The organism is Lacinutrix cladophorae, assembly GCF_053604645.1.
In genome coordinates, this window is record NZ_JBSHNR010000121.1 from 163,571 (window position 1) to 181,058 (window position 17,488).

The following is a 17,488-nucleotide window of genomic DNA, read 5'->3' on the forward strand; positions in this document are numbered from 1 at the left end:
AGATTCCTTCCTTTGCAGGTGTTTATTTTACTCCTGTGCTTCCAAAACCACCTTCTCCTCTATCGGTTTCAGAAAGGCTCTCAACTTCTACCCATTCTGCTCTTTCATGTTTTGCTATTACTAGTTGTGCAACACGTTCTCCATTTTCAACAGTAAATGTTTCGTTTGAAAGATTTACTAAAATAACTCCAATTTCTCCTCTATAATCTGCATCTACAGTTCCTGGAGCGTTTAATACTGTAATTCCTTTTTTTGCTGCAAGTCCACTTCTTGGTCTTACTTGTGCTTCAAAACCTATTGGTAATTCTATAAATAAGCCTGTTTTAACGATGGTTCTTTCTAAAGGCTTAAGTAGTATAGACTCTGTGATATTTGCTCTTAAATCCATTCCTGCAGAGGCTATGGTTTCATAGTTTGGTAATGCGTGACTGGATTTGTTTATTATTTTTATTTTCATGATTACTTTCCGCGAAAGCGGTAATATTCTGTCTTTCTAAAGCGAAAAACTATTTATTAATGAATATTCTTTTTAATTCTTTTTTTTCCAATTGGAAAACGAGACCTAAAAATACAATTATTGCAGCAATTCCTATAAAATAATTCCCTCTAAATCTATAAAAACATAAAGCTGAAAAAAGAATGGAAACTAATAGGTACACTGTTATTTTTTTTATGTTATATGGAATAGGGTAATATTTTCTTCCAAAATAATAGGAAGCAATCATCATACAAGCATATGCGGTAAGTGTTGCAATTGCCGAACCTTTATAACTAAGTATTGGAATAAGCCAAAAATTTAAAGCTAAGGTTAATATTGCTCCAAAGACAGAAATATATGCTCCGTATTTTGTCTTATCGGTTATTTTATACCAAACGGATAGGTTGTGGTAAATGCCTAAACAAAAATTTGCTAATAATATAATTGGAACAATCCACATGGCTTCCCAATATGCTTCATTACCAATAAAAATAATTTTTAAAACATCGGCAAAAACAATTACGGTTAATAAAATTACAGAACCAAAGATGACGAAGTATTCTAAAATTGTAGCATAATTTTTTTGAGGGTTTTTAGTTTTCGCATGACTAAAAAAGAAAGGTTCTATTCCTAATCTGTATGCTGTAGCAAAAAGCGTCATAAATAAAGCTAATTTGTAACATGCAGAATACATACCTATTTCGGTTTTTGCAATACTTTCTGGTAAGAGTTTATCTAGTAAGATTCTATCAAAAGTTTCATTTACAGAAAATGCAACGCCAGCAATTAAAACAGGAAATGCATAACGCATCATTTCTTGCCATAGTTTTTTATTGAAGGTATACTTTATTTTGAAATAGAATGGAAGCATTAATAGTAAGGTTATTGCACTTGCTATTAAATTGGCAATAAAAATATAATTGATTTCGAAATCTGGTTTATAAATAGCTGCAAATACTGAGGATTCTGAAGCTAGTTCTTTTAACCAAAGTAAAAAGAATAAATTTAACCCTAAATTGATGACCACGTTTAGTATTTTAATTACTGCATATTTCATTGGTTTTGCATTTGCTCGTAACCAAGCAAAAGGTATGATGACTAATGCATCTAAAAGTAAAATCCAGATTACAAGATTTATGTATTCTACTTTAATATCTATTAGGTTTGCAATGTGGTATTGAAAAGCAAATGCTAGAAAAAAGAAAAGTATAGAGCTAATAATTAATGAAATAGCAGAAGTTCCAATAACTTTATCTTTGTCTTCATCTTTATTAAAAAACCTAAAGAATGCAGTTTCCATTCCGTAGGCTAATATGACATTAAATAATACGAAATAAGAAAATATTAAGGAAACATCGCCATAATCTGCAACTGTTTTTAAAACACTCTTATCTGTATGCAAACGCACTAGTAAAAAACTTAACATTCTTGGTAGCACAGTTGCTAATCCGTAAATGAAAGTTTGTTTGAAAAGTGTTTTTAATGCGCTCAAGAAGCTTATTTTTTATGCGTATAAATATACCAAAATATGTAATAGAAACGGTTTACAATACTAAATAGTATTAACGCTGTGGTGGAGCACTTGGGTATTCGTCTCTAGGTTTTTCTACTATTTTTTCAATTTTATAGTACTTGATAGTATTATCCTCTTTAAAACGAATAACACATTCATCATCTTTTAATTGAAAAGGGAAGTTAGCTTTATTTGGTATTTGGTTACCATATTCTGCATTCTTCTTGGTACTCATTATTATGTCTTTTTTTTGATTTGCTGTTGTTTTAAAGTTTGCAACATAACCAGATTTTACAGCTTCTAGTTTTGTTTTCATACCTCTAAAATAAGCAGAATCAAACACGGTGTTTTTAACATTCTTTTCTATAGGGATTAATAAAGTGACACCAGCTCCGCCCCCTTTAACTCCAGACACCCAATGTTTAAAATAGGTTTCCCCTAACGTAAAAGATGGATTATTTTGAAAATCTTGCATTGCTATCTTACTGGATTCATTATTATTGGTCTGTTTAGCGCTAGAACAATTCGAGAAACTGGTAAAAAGTAAAAGCATTAAAAGCGATAGGGTTGATGTTTTAATTAAACGCATGACTATAAGTTTAGTTTTTATAAAGATAGTGAATCAAATAGTGTTCCATAAAAAAAGCTCTACTATAATAGTAAAGCTTTTTGATAAGTTATAAAAAGACCTTTCGACTGCGCTCAAGGTAAACATTTTAGTAATCTTTAATTGTTCAAAGCTTCCGCTCCACCAACGATTTCTAAGATTTCATTAGTAATTGCTGCTTGACGTGCTTTGTTGTAAGTTAATTTAAGTTGATCTCTTAGTTCTGTAGCATTATCTGTTGCTTTATGCATTGCAGTCATACGTGCTCCATGCTCACTAGCAAAAGAATCTCTAATTCCTTTATATAATTGTGTCTTTAACGACTTAGGAATTAATTGTTCTACGATTTCAAGTTTTGATGGTTCAAATATATAATCTGCATTATTTACTGCTTCACCTGCAACTGGAACAATTGGTAAAAACTGTTCAGTCATCACAATTTGTGTAGCTGCATTCTTAAACTTGTTGTAAACAATTTCAATTTTATCATATTCCCCTGCAACGAATTTTTCCATTAGCATTTCTGCAATTTCGGATACGTTATCAAAAGTTAAATCATCAAAAATAGTGCTCTTATTGTCTATTACAATTCCTTTTTTAGAAAACGCATCGTTCGCTTTTTTTCCAATCGCTAAGACAGCTATTTTTTTACCTGCATGTACATTAGAAATTAAGTTATTTGTTTGTTTGATAATGTTAGAATTAAAAGCACCACACAAACCTCTATTAGAGGTTATAGCTACAATTAATACATTATTAACTTCGCGTTCTTCGGCAAATTTACTTCCAGAATCTGCATCTAAAGTTGCACTTAAACTTTGTAAAAGTTCGGTTAACTTATCTGCATAAGGTCGCATTGCAGTAATAGCATCTTGCGCTTTTTTCAATTTTGCAGCCGATACCATTTTCATGGCACTAGTAATCTGCATCGTTGAAGATACTGAAGATATTCTGTTACGTATTTCTTTAAGATTAGCCATTCTTTATTTTTATAAAGACTCTTCGACAAGCTCAGAGTGACATTAATTTTATTAATGAAAATTTAGAGTTATGAGCGAGAAGAATTCTTAACTAATAACTCTAAATTTAAAACTTTTTTATGCTCTATATTTAGCAGAAAGGTCTTTACAAACAGACATTAATGTATCTGTTACCTCATCTGTTAATTTACCTGCTTTTAAAGTATCTAAAACACCTCTATGTTTAGCGTTTAAGAATTCTAAGAAATCTCTTTCAAATTCTTTAATTTTATTTACAGGAACGTCTTTTAATAAGTTTTTAGATCCAGCATAAATAATTGCTACTTGATCTTCTACTGTAAACGGTTCGTTTTGTCCTTGCTTTAAGATCTCTACGTTACGTTTTCCTTTTTCAATTACATTTAGAGTAACCGCATCTAAATCGGAACCAAACTTAGCGAAAGCTTCTAACTCACGATATTGTGCTTGATCTAATTTTAAAGTACCAGATACTTTTTTCATGGATTTAATTTGTGCGTTACCACCAACACGAGATACAGAAATACCTACGTTAATTGCTGGACGAACACCAGAGTTAAATAAATCTCCATCTAAGAAAATTTGTCCATCTGTAATAGAAATTACATTTGTTGGGATATATGCAGATACATCTCCTGCTTGCGTTTCAATAATTGGTAATGCTGTTAAAGAACCACCACCTTTTACTAATGGTTTTAATGACTCTGGTAAGTCATTCATTTCTTTAGCAATAGCATCATTATTAATCACTTTTGCAGAACGTTCTAATAAACGAGAGTGTAAATAGAATACATCTCCAGGATACGCCTCACGTCCTGGTGGACGTCTTAATAATAAAGATACCTCACGGTAAGCAACGGCTTGTTTTGATAAATCATCAAATACAATTAAAGCTGGTCTACCAGTATCTCTAAAGTACTCACCAATAGATGCTCCTGTAAAAGGTGCATATACTTGCATTGCAGCAGGATCTGATGCATTTGCAGCTACTATTGTTGTGTATGCTAAAGCTCCTTTTTCTTCTAAAGTTTTAGCAATAAGTGCTACTGTTGATGCTTTTTGACCTACAGCAACATATATACAATATACAGGCTCCCCTGCATCGTAAAATTCTTTTTGGTTTAAGATAGCATCAATACAAACTGCAGTCTTACCAGTTTGTCTATCACCAATTACCAACTCACGTTGCCCTCTACCAACTGGGATCATAGCATCAATTGCTTTAATACCTGTTTGTAATGGTTCTGTTACTGGTTCTCTATAGATAACTCCAGGTGCTTTACGCTCTAAAGGCATCTCGTATGTTTCGCCAGTTATTGGTCCTTTACCATCAATTGGGTTACCAAGTGTATCTACAACACGACCAACAATACCTTCACCTACTTTTACAGATGCAATACGATTAGTACGTTTTACTGTAGAACCTTCTCTAACTCCTACTGAAGTTCCTAAAAGTACAATACCTACATTATCTTCTTCAAGGTTAAGTACGATACCTTCTGCACCTCCTTCAAATTCTACTAACTCACCATATTGTGCGTTAGATAATCCGTATGCACGTACAATACCATCACCTACTGTTAATACTGTTCCAACTTCGTCTAATGAAGCGCTTGCTTCAAAACCAGATAGTTGTTGTTTTAAGATTGCTGATACTTCAGCTGGTTTTACTTCTGCCATCTTTTTTATAATTAGATATTAGACGTTATACTCTAGATGTTAAACATCTTTTGAATAACTCTTTTTTTAATTTAATTCTGTTCTCTTTTTTGAAAATTCAAAACCAATCTTTTTGGATACGGTTTCTAAATTATCTTTATTAATGGTTCCGTCTTTATTAATAACTTCTCCATTATATAAAATTTTATACGTTTTTTTTGACATCCCCATAGCACTTAAACTTGGATGTGATTCTGCTTCAAAATAAATTGTTTCTAAATCTTTAGACATTAGCTCAAAATACACGACAGTGCCATTTGGATTAGTGTCTCTTCTTAAATTAGGGTCTGAGTAATGTTTATGTTTTAAATAAAACAACTCTTCTCCTTTTAAGTTTGAAATTATAAAAGAATCATCAGACAATTTATCTTCTTCTGTAAGAACGTATTCTACTTTATCTATAAAAACTTTACCTTTCTTAATTTTTACCTTTTGTGCTGTTACACTAAAAGTAAATAAAATGAATAAAAATGGTATAATAGTTTTCATAAATTAATTAATAGTAAACTCTCTTTTAAGTTTATTTAATTGGTTAGCGATACTTGCATTGTATTGTGTATCTCCAACGCGTAAAATGAAACCACCTAAAATGCTTTCATCTACTATATTTTTAATTGCTGTTTCTTTACCTGTTAGCGCTTTCACTTTAGCTAAAACTTTTGCTTCTAAAGCTTCTGTTAAAGGAACTGCTGTTGTAACTATAGCAATTTGACTTCCTTTTTGTTGCTCGTATAAAGAGATAAACTTAGAAGCCACTTCTGGTAATAAATCTGTACGCTTATTCGTTATTAGTGTATCTATTAAATTAACCGTTGCAGTATTAATCCCATTAAAGATTTCTAATAAAGCTGCTTTTTTTACAGTCGAACTAATTACAGGACTATAAAGCATGTCTTTTAAGTCTTTACTTTGCGCTACTGTATTATTAATTAGCTCCATATCGTTATTTACAACTTCCGCTGTATTATTATCTGTAGCTAAACTTAAAACTGCTTTTGCGTAACGTATTGCTGCTCTTTCTCCTGCCATGATTTAAACTTAGTTTAATTTAGCATCATTTAACATAGACTCTACTAATTGTAATTGTTTGTCTTTGTTAGATAATTCTTGACCTACTACTTTTTCTGCAATTTCTATAGATAAACCTGCTACGTGGTTTTTTAATTCTGCCATAGCTGATTTCTTTTCGCTTTCAATAGCACTTTGCGCTTGAGCAATCATGTTGTTTGCTTGCGTTTGTGCTTCTGTTTTAGCGTCTTCAATCATTTTATTTTTTAAATCTCTTGCTTCTTTAAGCATAGATTCGCGTTCTGCACGTGCTTCTTTTAATAAGTTAGCATTATCTGCTTGCAGATTTTGCATTTCTAATTTTGCTTTTTCAGCAGCATCTAAAGCTCCTTGGATTCCCTCTTCTCTTTCTGTTAGAGAAGTCATGATAGGTTTCCATGCAAATTTCACCATTAAAAAGATTAATAGTAAAAGTAGTATCGTTTGTACTACAAATAAACCTGGTGAAAAATCATTTAATAAATCTCCCATTTTTGATATAATTATTTTTTTTTAACTTTTAAAAATAGGGCTCTGCAACCAACCGTTGCAGAGACTCTATTTTGCTTTTTGAGCGTGGTTGCAATTAATTTTTTCCTAAGATTAACGCACCAAATGCAAGCCCTTCTAAAAGTGCTGCAACAATAATCATTGCTGTTTGGATTTTTCCTGTTGCTTCTGGTTGACGAGCAATACCTTCCATTGCTTTTCCACCAATTTGACCAAGACCAATTCCTGCTCCGATTACGATTAAACCTGCTCCAATTAAATTGTACATAGTAAATAAATTTATATAGTTAAATTAAAAAAAACTCTTGTTAAATAAAATCTCCGCGCACATCTTCTGTATCCGGGATTTCGTGACCATGATCATCATGTTCATGCTCGTGATCATGTTCTGCTACAGCCATACCAATAAATAGAGCCGAAAGCATGGTAAAAATATATGCTTGTAAAAACGCTACTAAGAACTCAATTAACATTATTAATACAGATAGTATAAATGATAAACTTGTTGCTCCAACAACTCCTAAAGACTTTTTCATCACAAACATTATTGCAATTAAAGCCATAACTACAGTATGTCCAGCAGTTATATTTGCAAATAAACGTACTAACAATGAAAATGGTTTAATTAAAAATGCTCCTGCTAATTCTATAATCGCTAAAACAGGACGAATTAAAACTGGTACTCCTGGCATCCATAAGATATGCATCCAGTAATCTTTATTACCACTTACTGTGTATATTATTAATGTAAATATTGCTAAACAAGCAGTAACTGCTAATTGCCCTGTTACATTAAAACCAAATGGTGTTAAACCTAATAAGTTTAAAATCCAGATAAAAAAGAACACCGTTAATAAGTATCCTGTAAACTTTCTGTAGTGTTTTTCTCCAACGTTTGGCCTTGCAATTTCATCTCTTACATATAACACTAATGGCTCTAAAACACGTCCTAAACCAGTTGGCACTGATTTAGTAATATATTGTTTTGCTAATGACCTAAAAGCAACAAACATTAATAGTCCTACTAACAAAACACCTACTACACTTTTAGTGATAGAAAAATCTAATACTCTATGTGCATTAGTAGCATGGTGTGTTTCATCGAAAGCTACTGTTGCTGCACCGCCATCTAACTCGTATATTTTTGAATGAATCTTCGCGAATTTTAATCCGTTCTTTTCTACAATTACATGTCCATCGTCATTGTGGTGAAACTCTGAAGACATAAAAGTTGTTAAGCCATTACTTGACCATAATATTACTGGAAGTGGAAATCCAAAATGTTTACGTTCTCCTGCATCATTTGTATATGAAAACAAATTAAAATCATGAGCATCTTTAAGGTGATGTGAAATATACGCTTCTACTTCTTCTTTTGTATCTACTTGACCTCCTGTATTTTCAACAGGATCTGTAGTGTTTTCAGCCATTGCGAAAGCACTTACGAAAAGCATTAATACTAGTGAGTAAAATTTAAAAGTTTGTTTAGCTACCTTCATTGTTAAAAAAATCAAAAAAACTGTGTTTTTAAATTCGGTGCAAAACTACGGAAATTATTGAAAAAACAATTACTTTTTTCTCAATAATATTTAACGCTATTTTTTACTTAATATCTTCGCTATGAAATAGACTTCCAAAAAAAGAAAAAGAAAGACTGGAATTAACAAATTAAAGGCTTCTATTTTACTTAAACCACCTGCTTTAAATACTGTATTTTTAAAGAGTATTGCAAACAACATAAGCTTAGTTATAAAGGTAAACATATACACAAAACCTAATTGTTGATCCCATTTTGAACTTTCTGAAAGTACTGCAAAGCCAATACAAATGAGTAAGGATATTATAAAATGGAATAGATAAACAGAAAACAACGGAACGCTTAGTATAAGATTTAAATCTTTTAAACTAGATAAGTGAATTGCATAAGAGATTGCAAATAGCATGGTAAAACCGATACTATAGAAAACGATTTTTTTAATCATTATCCTTATTATCTTTTGATATTTTTAAAACCTGACTAATTACTAAATACATAGAGATAAAAACAGCTAGAAGAGTAATTGTATTTTCTAGATATGTGGTTTGATATTTAATATCTAGCCAATTACCTAATAGGTTTCCCAACCAAATGGTTGCTCCCATTTGAAATGCTGTGGAAGTAAACCTTAAAAACTTACTAGGCACTTTGCCCTTTTTTTAATTTTTGTGAATTTTTACTCGTATCTAATTCTTTTAAAGCACCTTTCATTACACAGTTTACATTAAATGTTGCTCCAGGTTCTACTTCTAGTTTTCCTAAAACCACTTCTCCTTCAATATGTGCTGAAGATTTTAGAGTTAGTGTACCTGTTAATGTTAAATTTCCTGAAAACTTTCCTTCAAAATATGCATCAGACCCTGTTAATGTTCCATTGATAACGCCCCATTTTCCTACTACTATTTTTCCAGGAGTTTTTAAATTCCCCTCAATAGTTCCATCTATTCTTAAATCGCCTTCACTAGAAAAGTCTCCTACAATTTTGGTTCCTTTTGCAATAATATTTTGGCTAGAAGAATTTTCGTAAGTATTTCTTTCTTTTTTATTATCTGAAAACATGACTCTTATTTTATTATTGGTGCTCTTTAATATATTCGTCCAAATTTTTATGAACCTGAACAATTTGATAATTTGGAGAGGAAATTGCTATGGATGGCTTGGTTATTTTATATCTATCCTCATCTCTTAATATGTAAGCAAACCCTTTTGCTCCATCTATACTTTTTAAACCATGTACTACAACAAATGTTGTTTCTTGATCATATACATCTGTTGAAGTAGTTAAGTTATAATGTGAAATATTAGAGATTACTTCGTTTAATGTTTTTACAAAGCTAGACATATCTTGTGTGTTAGCTGTGCTGAATTTATACAACACTTTATAATTACCATTTAAGCTATCTGAGGCAAACTCTTTTTTAGCAAGTTTTGGTAATGCATTGCTAGACAACTCTTGTGCTTGTTTTCCTTCTGGAGTGTTTGCATAATTAAGTGCTACAAAATTAATTGCTTTTTTATACGCTTCATAACCATATAAACGACCAGTCGCTGTTGCTTTAAGGAGTTCAAATTTAGAAACTATGGCTTCTGCTTCAAAAGCAGTAATATAGTTATCTATATTAGAAAGTACTTGTGCATACTCTTGATTTCTAAATTGATTGTATAGATTTTTATATATGGTTTCAGGACTATTTTCATCTTCTAGATTTGCTGCTTCTGGATTGTTTAAAATAGTAGCGTATCTAGAATCTGGGTAATTGGTTGTTATATCTTTTTTGGTAAAGTTAGCTTCCCCTTCGTCTCCTAATAATTGATAAATCTTATACAGGTTATATTTTGTAGGAAGGATTAAATTTTCTTCTGGATTATTATTTAAAAGCTGGGTGAATTTACTTTTAGCTAAAGGATATTCTTTAAACTTCTCTTTATATATTAAACCTAATTGGTAGTATGCAAAGTTTCTTTCTTTTACAATGCTATCTACTACTTTTTCTTCGGAAGGAATTTGGTCTATATAAAATTGAGGATTATATAATTCTTCTTCGGAAGCATTTGTTATTGTTGGATTTGTTTCCGTGGCGTTTATTCTTGAATTTTTATTACTAGACCACCTCCAATCGTCTTCTAATTTACGATCTCCCCAATCTTTAATAAATTCAGATTTACCATAAGCTACCGTAGTTGTATTATAAAAATAAAAAGAAGATCCTTTACCTGGAGTTGGACCACCTCTGGATCCTTGTCCTCCACCTAATGCAGATTGTGTTTTACCAAAGTTATTATTAGCAACTGCTATACCTTTGTTTCTTTCTGCAGTTTCAAGTCTTTCTTTTTCTTTTTCTGCTTCTATTTTAAGATTTTCTATATGTGTCTTAAAATAAGCTAACTTCTCTTCTTTAGACAAAGAAACTAATTTTAATATACTATCGTTATTTTTTGCTATATCTTCATATAAAATAACATCTTCAAGATTGTCTCTTTTGCGTTTAATTACTCTGTATGGCTTGGTGTTTACGACCATATTAGTCATGGTACTGTCGTAATAATCCCCTGCACTTTTATATGCAGCAGCTATGAATTTCATATCACCAATAATCTCATAGTTTTTCGCTTTTAAAACTTTATCTTTAGAGTTGGTTCTTAGCGATTTATTATAATAAGCAAGTGCTAAAGAATCGGATTGATTTTTTAAATGATATTCGGCAATTTGATGATAAATTTTATCTAAATAAGGTCTGTTCTCTCGGTTTTCTTCTAAATCTGTAAGTAACTCTAAAAACTCAAGTTTGTTTCCTTCGTTATAGTCGAAATTTTTTGCTTTTTCAATATGCGCACTAATAAGGTACATTCGTGGTGTACTTCGATTTAGATCTATAACTCTATCGAAAGCAATATTAGCACTGTCTTTGTCTCCTAAAGCGTTGTATAATTGCCCTTGTATAAAACGATATCTTCCACGTTCATCATCACTTTTGGTTGCGTTTGATGCGATGTCTATTTGTGTAAGTGCGCTATCTAAAGATTTTGTGTTTATATATGCCTGTGCAAGTATAGAGGTTGCATCTGCTAAATCTTGATCTTTTAATTCTTCTTGATCTAAAAGTCTTTTTAAGTTTTTAATAGCAAGCTCTTCATTTTCTAAACGAATATTCGCTTTTTCTCTCCAAATTTTAGCTTGGTTTATTTTATTACTTGTTGCGTATTTGTATAAAATATAGTTAAAAGACTCTAATGCAGGAACAAAACGTTGGTCGAAATAACGAGCTTTTCCTAAAAGTAAATAAGCTTCGTCTATTTGGTAGTTATATTCTTTTCCTTGAATATTCATACCATGTTTTTGGATGGCTTTTACTGCTTTTTCTTCGGCTCTACTAAAGCTTTCATTTTTATTTTGACCAGGAAGAGTTACCTCTTCAAAAACCTCCATTCTCTCTATTGGAAGGATTTCCCAATAATTATCGGTATAACTTTGGTTTAGGTTTTCTCTGCCTTCTTCAAGCGAATTAAAGCCATTAAAAAGTGTATTGTCTCTTGCAGCAAGTGCGTGATAATTTCGGCTAATAAAACTATTCTTTTTTCTAGAACAACTTGTTATTAAAGTAACAGAAACTAAAAGGACTAATATAATTTGGTATCTTGTTTTCAAAAGTTGTGTATTTAATCAAATAAATAACTATAAACTCAGGCAAATATTATATAAATACTGCATAAGCACGTAAAAATACGCATCTTTTTTAATTTAGCTATAAAAACGAGGTGTTTTTAGATTTTTTCTATTCCTGCAAAGTGTGCTTCCAGCTCTTTTAGGGTTTCTTGACTTGTAACAAGATCTTTAACTATTTCTCCTTTTTCTAGAACAACAATACGTTCGCAAACATCTGTAACATGCATTAAATCGTGGCTAGAAATAAGTACTGTTACCCCTTGTTTTTGTGCTAAATCTTTTACTATTTGTTTTAGTTTTATTTGGGTTGTTGGATCTAAATTAGCAAAAGGTTCATCTAAAATAATTACTTCTGGATTACCAATAAGTGCAGCAACTATTCCTGCTTTTTTTTGGTTTCCTTTACTTAAATCTCTTAGATATTTTTTCTGACCAAGGATTTCACCATGAAAAAAGTCTTCGAAATTAGAGACTAATGCATCTACGTCTGCTTTATTTTGGCCTCTAAGCTCACCAATAAAATAAAAGTATTCTTCTGCTGTTAGGTAACCTATTAAAAAGCTTTCGTCTATAAAAGAAGAAGTAAAAGGTTTCCAGTCTTCACTTAGGTTTACCTGTATGTCATTGTTTTTTATATGACCAGTTGTTGGTTGAATTAAATCTAGTAACAAACTAAAATAGGTGGTTTTTCCTGCGCCATTATTACCAACCAAACCAAAACTTTGTCCTTTAGGAATATTTAAACTTTCGATATTTAAAACTTGACTTGTATTATATTTTTTAGAAAGATTTGTAGTAGTTATCATCTTGTTATATTTTAGTTATCGTGATCAAAAGCATCAATCATTTTATATTTAGAATCTAAATATTTTTTGGTTATTAATTTCATTATTTTTTGGTGGAAAACAATTCCTATTACTCCTAAAAGGATTAGCGCTAGAATGCCAATTTCAAAATGGAAAGTGAAATTAAAAATGGCAAATATCCCCATTGGTAAAAGCATTAATGGTATACCAATAATCCATTGTACTGCTCCTGTACCTTGAAAGTTAAAAGCTGCTCTTTGATTTAAATCTATTTTTTTTCGATTAAAAGATCCACCTAATAAAATGACATACGTATTTACACCAATATTATAAATTGCAGCAGCAAAATGTGCGAGTAAAATTTTCCAACCAAAATAGACGTAAGGAATACTTAAAACAAAAAGTATTATTACACTAAGTGTCATTAATGTGTACTTCGATTTTAAATATTGTTTGTATTTAATGTTTTGGCTCATTAACATTTTGTAGTAACCACTATCCCAAGCTGGAATAAATTGCCCAAAATTGATAAGAAAAATACCAGTTACAAATATGCCAACAAACGCAAATAAAAATTCTTTGTCTTGATAGATTGGATTTGGATAAAAGAACAAACCATATAATAGTCCTAAAAACAACATCCAAACCGAAGATTTAGGTCGTTTATTTCGCCATAGTAATTTTAAATCTAATTGCATAAAAGGCGCAATATCTCCAAACTTTTTAGTCCATTCTAGATTAGATACATTTACCTCTTGGGTTTTTGTTTTTAAAGAGCTATCTAAGAACAATTTATTACGAAGTATTTTAAAATTATATAGATATAAACCAATCCATATTAAGATTGGAACTATCAAGAACAATGGATTATTAGCAATGGCCTGCACTCCATTAGATAAGGTTTCTGCAATACTTATTATTTGAAAATGATTTAAAGCGAAAAGAGAGCCTGCTAAAAGTATAATTGGTAAAAAAGATAATTCTGTTTTAGCAGAAAGGCTTTCAATAATAAAATTCAGGAAGTTATTTATTTGTGTAATTATAATAATGGTAAGCATCCAAACTAAAACAGTAGAAACGTTGTAGTCTTTTACTATAAGTGTAACTCCAAATGGTATTATTGCAAATAATGGTAAGAAATTAAAAAAAGAGAGAGCAGATTTCCCTAAAACAAAATTCACTACTTTTTTACGTTTTATTGGTAGTGTAAGTAGTGGTTTTACACTCATTACTGGTAATTTTTGAAAGAAAAACCGAACCACTAAGTCGCCTAAAACCCAGAAGAAAATAAAACTATTAAACATTACAAAAGGGTCACTTTCTGGAAATACTTTTTTAAGCATTGGGTACATTGCAATTCCCATGATTAAAAACATAGCTACAAAATATAAAGCAAAAAAGAGCATTAGTATTTTTAACACAAGGCTTTTACCAAAGCTTGCAGATCTAGTAAATTGTTTCCATTCTAAATCTAAAAAACGTTTTATCATTTTGGTTAGGTTTTAAAGATTAGTAATATAAAAACCCTTTTTGTTACAAACAAAATGTAATTCGTATTTTTGTTTCTTATTTTTACAAAAAATAACAACATGTCACAATTTCATAAATTAACCATTAAAGAGATACATAGAGAAACTGAAAAAGCAGTAAGTATAAGCTTTAATGTACCTGAAAACCTAAAAGAAAACTTTACTTTTAAAGCTGGTCAATATATTACCTTAAAAACTACAATTGAAGGAAAAGAGGTAAGACGTGATTACTCTTTATGTACTTCGCCAAAAAGTGACACTCTAAAAGTAGCTGTAAAAGAAGTAGAAGGAGGAACTTTTTCTGCATACGCAAATAACATTCTAAAAGTTGGAGACACATTAGAAGTCGCTTCGCCAAAAGGAAGATTTGTTTTTACACCTAACGACTCTATAACAAAAAACATAGCTGCTTTTGCTGCAGGAAGTGGTATTACGCCTGTTTTAAGTATTGTAAAATGTGCTTTAGAAGAAGAAGTGCATAGTAAAGTAATTCTAGTTTACGGAAACAAAACAACTAAAGACACCATGTTTTTAAATGAATTGTTAGAGTTACAACATACATATAAAGAACGATTTTCAATTCAATTTTTATTTAGCCAAGCAGATGAAGACGATGCTATTTTTGGAAGGATTGAAAAAAGTACTGTGAATTATGTAATGAAAAACAAGTATAAGCATGTAGAAGTAGATGCTTTTTACCTTTGTGGACCTGAAGCAATGATACATACCGTTAAAAATGTTTTAACAGCGCATGATATTAACGAAGATAGAATACATTTTGAGCTTTTTAAAGCAGCAAAACCTGCTCCTATAAATGAAGAAGTTACTGATAATGGTAAAACAGAAATCACAATTACAGTAGATGATGAAACAACAACATTTACCATGTCTCAAAAACAATCTATTCTTGAAGCTGCTTTAGATGAAGACTTAGACGCTCCTTATTCTTGTCAAGGTGGAATTTGCAGTAGTTGTATTGCAAGAATTAAAGAAGGGGAAGCAACCATGAGGCAAAATAATATTTTAACCGCTAGCGAATTGGCTGAAGGTTTAATTTTAACTTGCCAAGCACACCCAAAAACTTCTAAAATTATAGTAGATTACGATGATGTTTAATAGGTAAAAAAAAGATGAAAATCTTTCCCGAAATAACATTTTATCGATGAAAATATAGTTTTAGCTTAAAAAATATACACTTTAACGATTATATTATCTTTTCCTAGAGGTTAATTTTTTTTAAAAAATAAACCAAATATATTCGTTCTAGTTTTAAACAATAAATGATAATAGTTAGGGATTATTTATTTTATGGTAAGTTTAAAATGAGCCCTACTCTTTGGAGTAGGGTTTTTTGTTTTTAGTTCTAAAAACTTTAAAGAATAGTATTTATTAAGTCAATAATTTTTTGTGTCGAAATACTTTTTGCGGCATTTTCATAACCTTCAGGAAACTTGTTTCCATAAATAGAAGTTGGTATTAATGGATATTGTTTTCTATCTGCTAATAATGCATAATTTTCAGGTTGGTTAAACGGATAAAAACCAGCAAATGGATGAGTAACACCCCAAATAGTAACCGCTTTTTTACCTAGCATAGCAGCTAGATGTGCATTACCTGAATCCATAGACAACATAACGTCTAAATTAGAAATCACATCTAATTCTTCATTTAAACTTAATTGGCCTGCTAAATTAATTACATTCGAGTTTCGCTCTAACCTTTGTAACTCTGGTATATCTTGTTTTCCTCCAAATAGAAAAATAGTGTGCTTCTTGGAAAGTGCTTCAATAACTATTTGCATAGCTTCTAAAGGATACATTTTACTTTTATAGGTTGCAAAAGGAGCAATACCAATCCATTTTTTAGTTTTTTCTCCAGTTATAGAAAGCATCTTTTTTGGAAGGCTAATTTTTTCTGAAAAAGTAGGCTTGGTTAGATCTATAGGTAATCCAAGGACTTTAAAAACATCAGCATACCTTTCATGGGTTGATTTTAATTGTTTAAAAACTTTCCCAGAAATTAATGCTTTTTTTTCAGCTCTACCTTTATTTATTTGAACAAAAGGGATTCCAAAGAAAAAGGCTTTTAAAATTTTAGTTCGTAAAACATTATGCAAGTCTGCAACTGCATCTATCTGGAGTTTTTTTAATTCTTTTGAAAGTTTATAGAGTCCGAAAACTCCTTTATGCTTGCCTTTTAAATCTATGGAATAAACTGTAACATTTTCTAAATCTCTAAAAAAAGGGCTAAAAAACTCACGTGTTAAGAAAGTGATTTTTACATTTGGATGCTGTTGGGTAAATGCGCTTAATACAGGAACTGTCATTGCAACATCTCCCATTGCTGAAAGCCTAATTACTAATATATGTTTTGGTGTTTTCATAAAACCTATAAGTATTTCTTTTTAAGAAAGTGGTTTCTTAAACGGAAAAACACGAGTTACTTTTGGTTTCGTAAAACTGGGTTTAGCTCATCATCGTTATACATTTTCATTTGTTTGTATACTTTCATGTATTTATCGCCATTTGCAATATCATTTAACAAGGTATCAATTGCTGTTGATAAGTCTACACGTTGTTCTAATAAGATGTCTAGTTTCTTTTGGCAGGCAGCTTTATGTACATCTGTAGCATTTGTTCGAGTAACTTCTTCGTTCATGTGATAAACTTTTAAAGCTAAAATAGATAAACGATCAATTCCCCAAGCTGGACTCTCTGTATTAATGGTAGCATTCTTTTTTACTGAGACTTCTTTATGTTTTTCTAAAAAATAGCTATCAATATATTCTACCATATCTGTTCTATCTTGATTAGAAGCGTCTATTTGGCGTTTTAATTTTAATGCAGCTACAGGATCTATTTGTGGATCTCTAATAATGTCTTCATAATGCCATTGTACAGTATCTATCCAACATTTTCTGTATAATAAATGTTCTAATAAGTTCTTTTCTTTATTATAAATATTATTGAAAGGTTGATCTACAGTATTTAAAACGTGATATGTATTAATTACGTCTTGAAATATTTTATTCGCTTTTTCTGAAAACATATTTTAATTATTAGACTACAAATATACATTAA

At 30.8% G+C, this 17,488-nt stretch carries 19 protein-coding genes; 1 reads left to right on the forward strand and 18 read right to left on the reverse strand.

Annotation, left to right across the window (positions count from 1 at the left end; all coding sequences use genetic code 11):
- Positions 1-22 precede the first annotated feature (22 nt).
- The 16 genes from dut to ACVC3Y_RS13815 form a co-directional block, all read right to left on the reverse strand.
- Positions 23-457, reverse strand: coding sequence for a dUTP diphosphatase (gene dut / locus ACVC3Y_RS13740; RefSeq protein ID WP_303421571.1), 435 nt, complete (start codon positions 455-457; stop codon positions 23-25).
- Between the two features lie 49 nt (positions 458-506).
- The gene (locus ACVC3Y_RS13745; protein ID WP_303421569.1) at positions 507-1,970 is read right to left on the reverse strand and encodes an oligosaccharide flippase family protein; all 1,464 of its coding nucleotides are present in this window, start codon (positions 1,968-1,970) and stop codon (positions 507-509) included.
- Positions 1,971-2,040: 70 nt separating this feature from the next.
- On the reverse strand, positions 2,041-2,580 hold the full coding sequence (locus tag ACVC3Y_RS13750; RefSeq protein WP_452227196.1) for a hypothetical protein: 540 nt from the start codon (positions 2,578-2,580) through the stop codon (positions 2,041-2,043).
- Positions 2,581-2,717: 137 nt separating this feature from the next.
- Positions 2,718-3,578, reverse strand: coding sequence for an ATP synthase F1 subunit gamma (gene atpG, locus ACVC3Y_RS13755; RefSeq protein ID WP_452227197.1), 861 nt, complete (start codon positions 3,576-3,578; stop codon positions 2,718-2,720).
- A gap of 117 nt (positions 3,579-3,695) precedes the next feature.
- Entirely contained in the window at positions 3,696-5,276 is a 1,581-nt protein-coding gene (atpA, locus tag ACVC3Y_RS13760) for a F0F1 ATP synthase subunit alpha (RefSeq protein ID WP_452227198.1), read from the reverse strand.
- A 66-nt stretch (positions 5,277-5,342) separates the two neighbouring features.
- The gene (locus tag ACVC3Y_RS13765; protein ID WP_452227199.1) at positions 5,343-5,804 is read right to left on the reverse strand and encodes a hypothetical protein; all 462 of its coding nucleotides are present in this window, start codon (positions 5,802-5,804) and stop codon (positions 5,343-5,345) included.
- Positions 5,805-5,807: 3 nt separating this feature from the next.
- Positions 5,808-6,344 (reverse strand): ATP synthase F1 subunit delta, encoded by a 537-nt coding sequence (gene atpH, locus ACVC3Y_RS13770; protein WP_452227200.1) that lies wholly within the window; start codon positions 6,342-6,344, stop codon positions 5,808-5,810.
- A 9-nt stretch (positions 6,345-6,353) separates the two neighbouring features.
- Positions 6,354-6,854: a F0F1 ATP synthase subunit B gene (locus tag ACVC3Y_RS13775; protein WP_452227201.1), complete on the reverse strand. Its 501-nt coding sequence runs from the start codon at positions 6,852-6,854 to the stop codon at positions 6,354-6,356.
- Between the two features lie 94 nt (positions 6,855-6,948).
- Positions 6,949-7,140 carry an ATP synthase F0 subunit C gene (atpE, locus tag ACVC3Y_RS13780; protein ID WP_452227202.1) on the reverse strand — a complete coding sequence of 64 codons (192 nt, stop codon included), beginning with the start codon at positions 7,138-7,140 and terminating at the stop codon, positions 6,949-6,951.
- Between the two features lie 40 nt (positions 7,141-7,180).
- Positions 7,181-8,371 (reverse strand): F0F1 ATP synthase subunit A, encoded by a 1,191-nt coding sequence (atpB, locus tag ACVC3Y_RS13785; protein WP_452227203.1) that lies wholly within the window; start codon positions 8,369-8,371, stop codon positions 7,181-7,183.
- Between the two features lie 96 nt (positions 8,372-8,467).
- Positions 8,468-8,854, reverse strand: a complete 387-nt coding sequence (locus ACVC3Y_RS13790) for a DUF6168 family protein (RefSeq protein ID WP_303421553.1) — start codon at positions 8,852-8,854, stop codon at positions 8,468-8,470.
- Entirely contained in the window at positions 8,847-9,056 is a 210-nt protein-coding gene (locus tag ACVC3Y_RS13795) for an AtpZ/AtpI family protein (protein ID WP_303421551.1), read from the reverse strand. Before ACVC3Y_RS13795 ends, ACVC3Y_RS13790 begins: the two co-directional genes overlap by 8 nt.
- Complete coding sequence (locus ACVC3Y_RS13800; RefSeq protein ID WP_303421548.1) at positions 9,049-9,468, reverse strand: bactofilin family protein; 420 nt, start codon at positions 9,466-9,468, stop codon at positions 9,049-9,051. The genes ACVC3Y_RS13795 and ACVC3Y_RS13800 overlap by 8 nt, the downstream gene beginning before the upstream one ends.
- Positions 9,469-9,481: 13 nt before the next feature.
- Complete coding sequence (porW, locus tag ACVC3Y_RS13805) at positions 9,482-12,055, reverse strand: type IX secretion system periplasmic lipoprotein PorW/SprE (RefSeq protein ID WP_452227204.1); 2,574 nt, start codon at positions 12,053-12,055, stop codon at positions 9,482-9,484.
- Positions 12,056-12,171: 116 nt separating this feature from the next.
- Positions 12,172-12,879 (reverse strand): ABC transporter ATP-binding protein, encoded by a 708-nt coding sequence (locus ACVC3Y_RS13810; RefSeq protein WP_303421544.1) that lies wholly within the window; start codon positions 12,877-12,879, stop codon positions 12,172-12,174.
- 11 nt (positions 12,880-12,890) lie between these two features.
- Positions 12,891-14,369 carry a DUF5687 family protein gene (locus ACVC3Y_RS13815; RefSeq protein ID WP_303421542.1) on the reverse strand — a complete coding sequence of 493 codons (1,479 nt, stop codon included), beginning with the start codon at positions 14,367-14,369 and terminating at the stop codon, positions 12,891-12,893.
- A gap of 99 nt (positions 14,370-14,468) precedes the next feature.
- Here ACVC3Y_RS13815 and ACVC3Y_RS13820 point away from each other — a divergent pair, with 99 nt between their 5' ends.
- Complete coding sequence (locus tag ACVC3Y_RS13820) at positions 14,469-15,524, forward strand: ferredoxin--NADP reductase (RefSeq protein WP_303421540.1); 1,056 nt, start codon at positions 14,469-14,471, stop codon at positions 15,522-15,524.
- Positions 15,525-15,780: 256 nt separating this feature from the next.
- On the opposite strand, the gene ACVC3Y_RS13825 is transcribed toward ACVC3Y_RS13820, so the two are convergent.
- Both ACVC3Y_RS13825 and ACVC3Y_RS13830 read right to left on the reverse strand, forming a co-directional pair.
- Positions 15,781-16,791 (reverse strand): glycosyltransferase family 9 protein, encoded by a 1,011-nt coding sequence (locus tag ACVC3Y_RS13825; protein WP_452227205.1) that lies wholly within the window; start codon positions 16,789-16,791, stop codon positions 15,781-15,783.
- A gap of 56 nt (positions 16,792-16,847) precedes the next feature.
- A complete protein-coding gene (locus tag ACVC3Y_RS13830) occupies positions 16,848-17,456 on the reverse strand; it encodes a DUF4254 domain-containing protein (RefSeq protein WP_452227206.1) in 609 nt (202 codons plus the stop codon).
- Between the last annotated feature and the right edge of the window lie 32 nt (positions 17,457-17,488).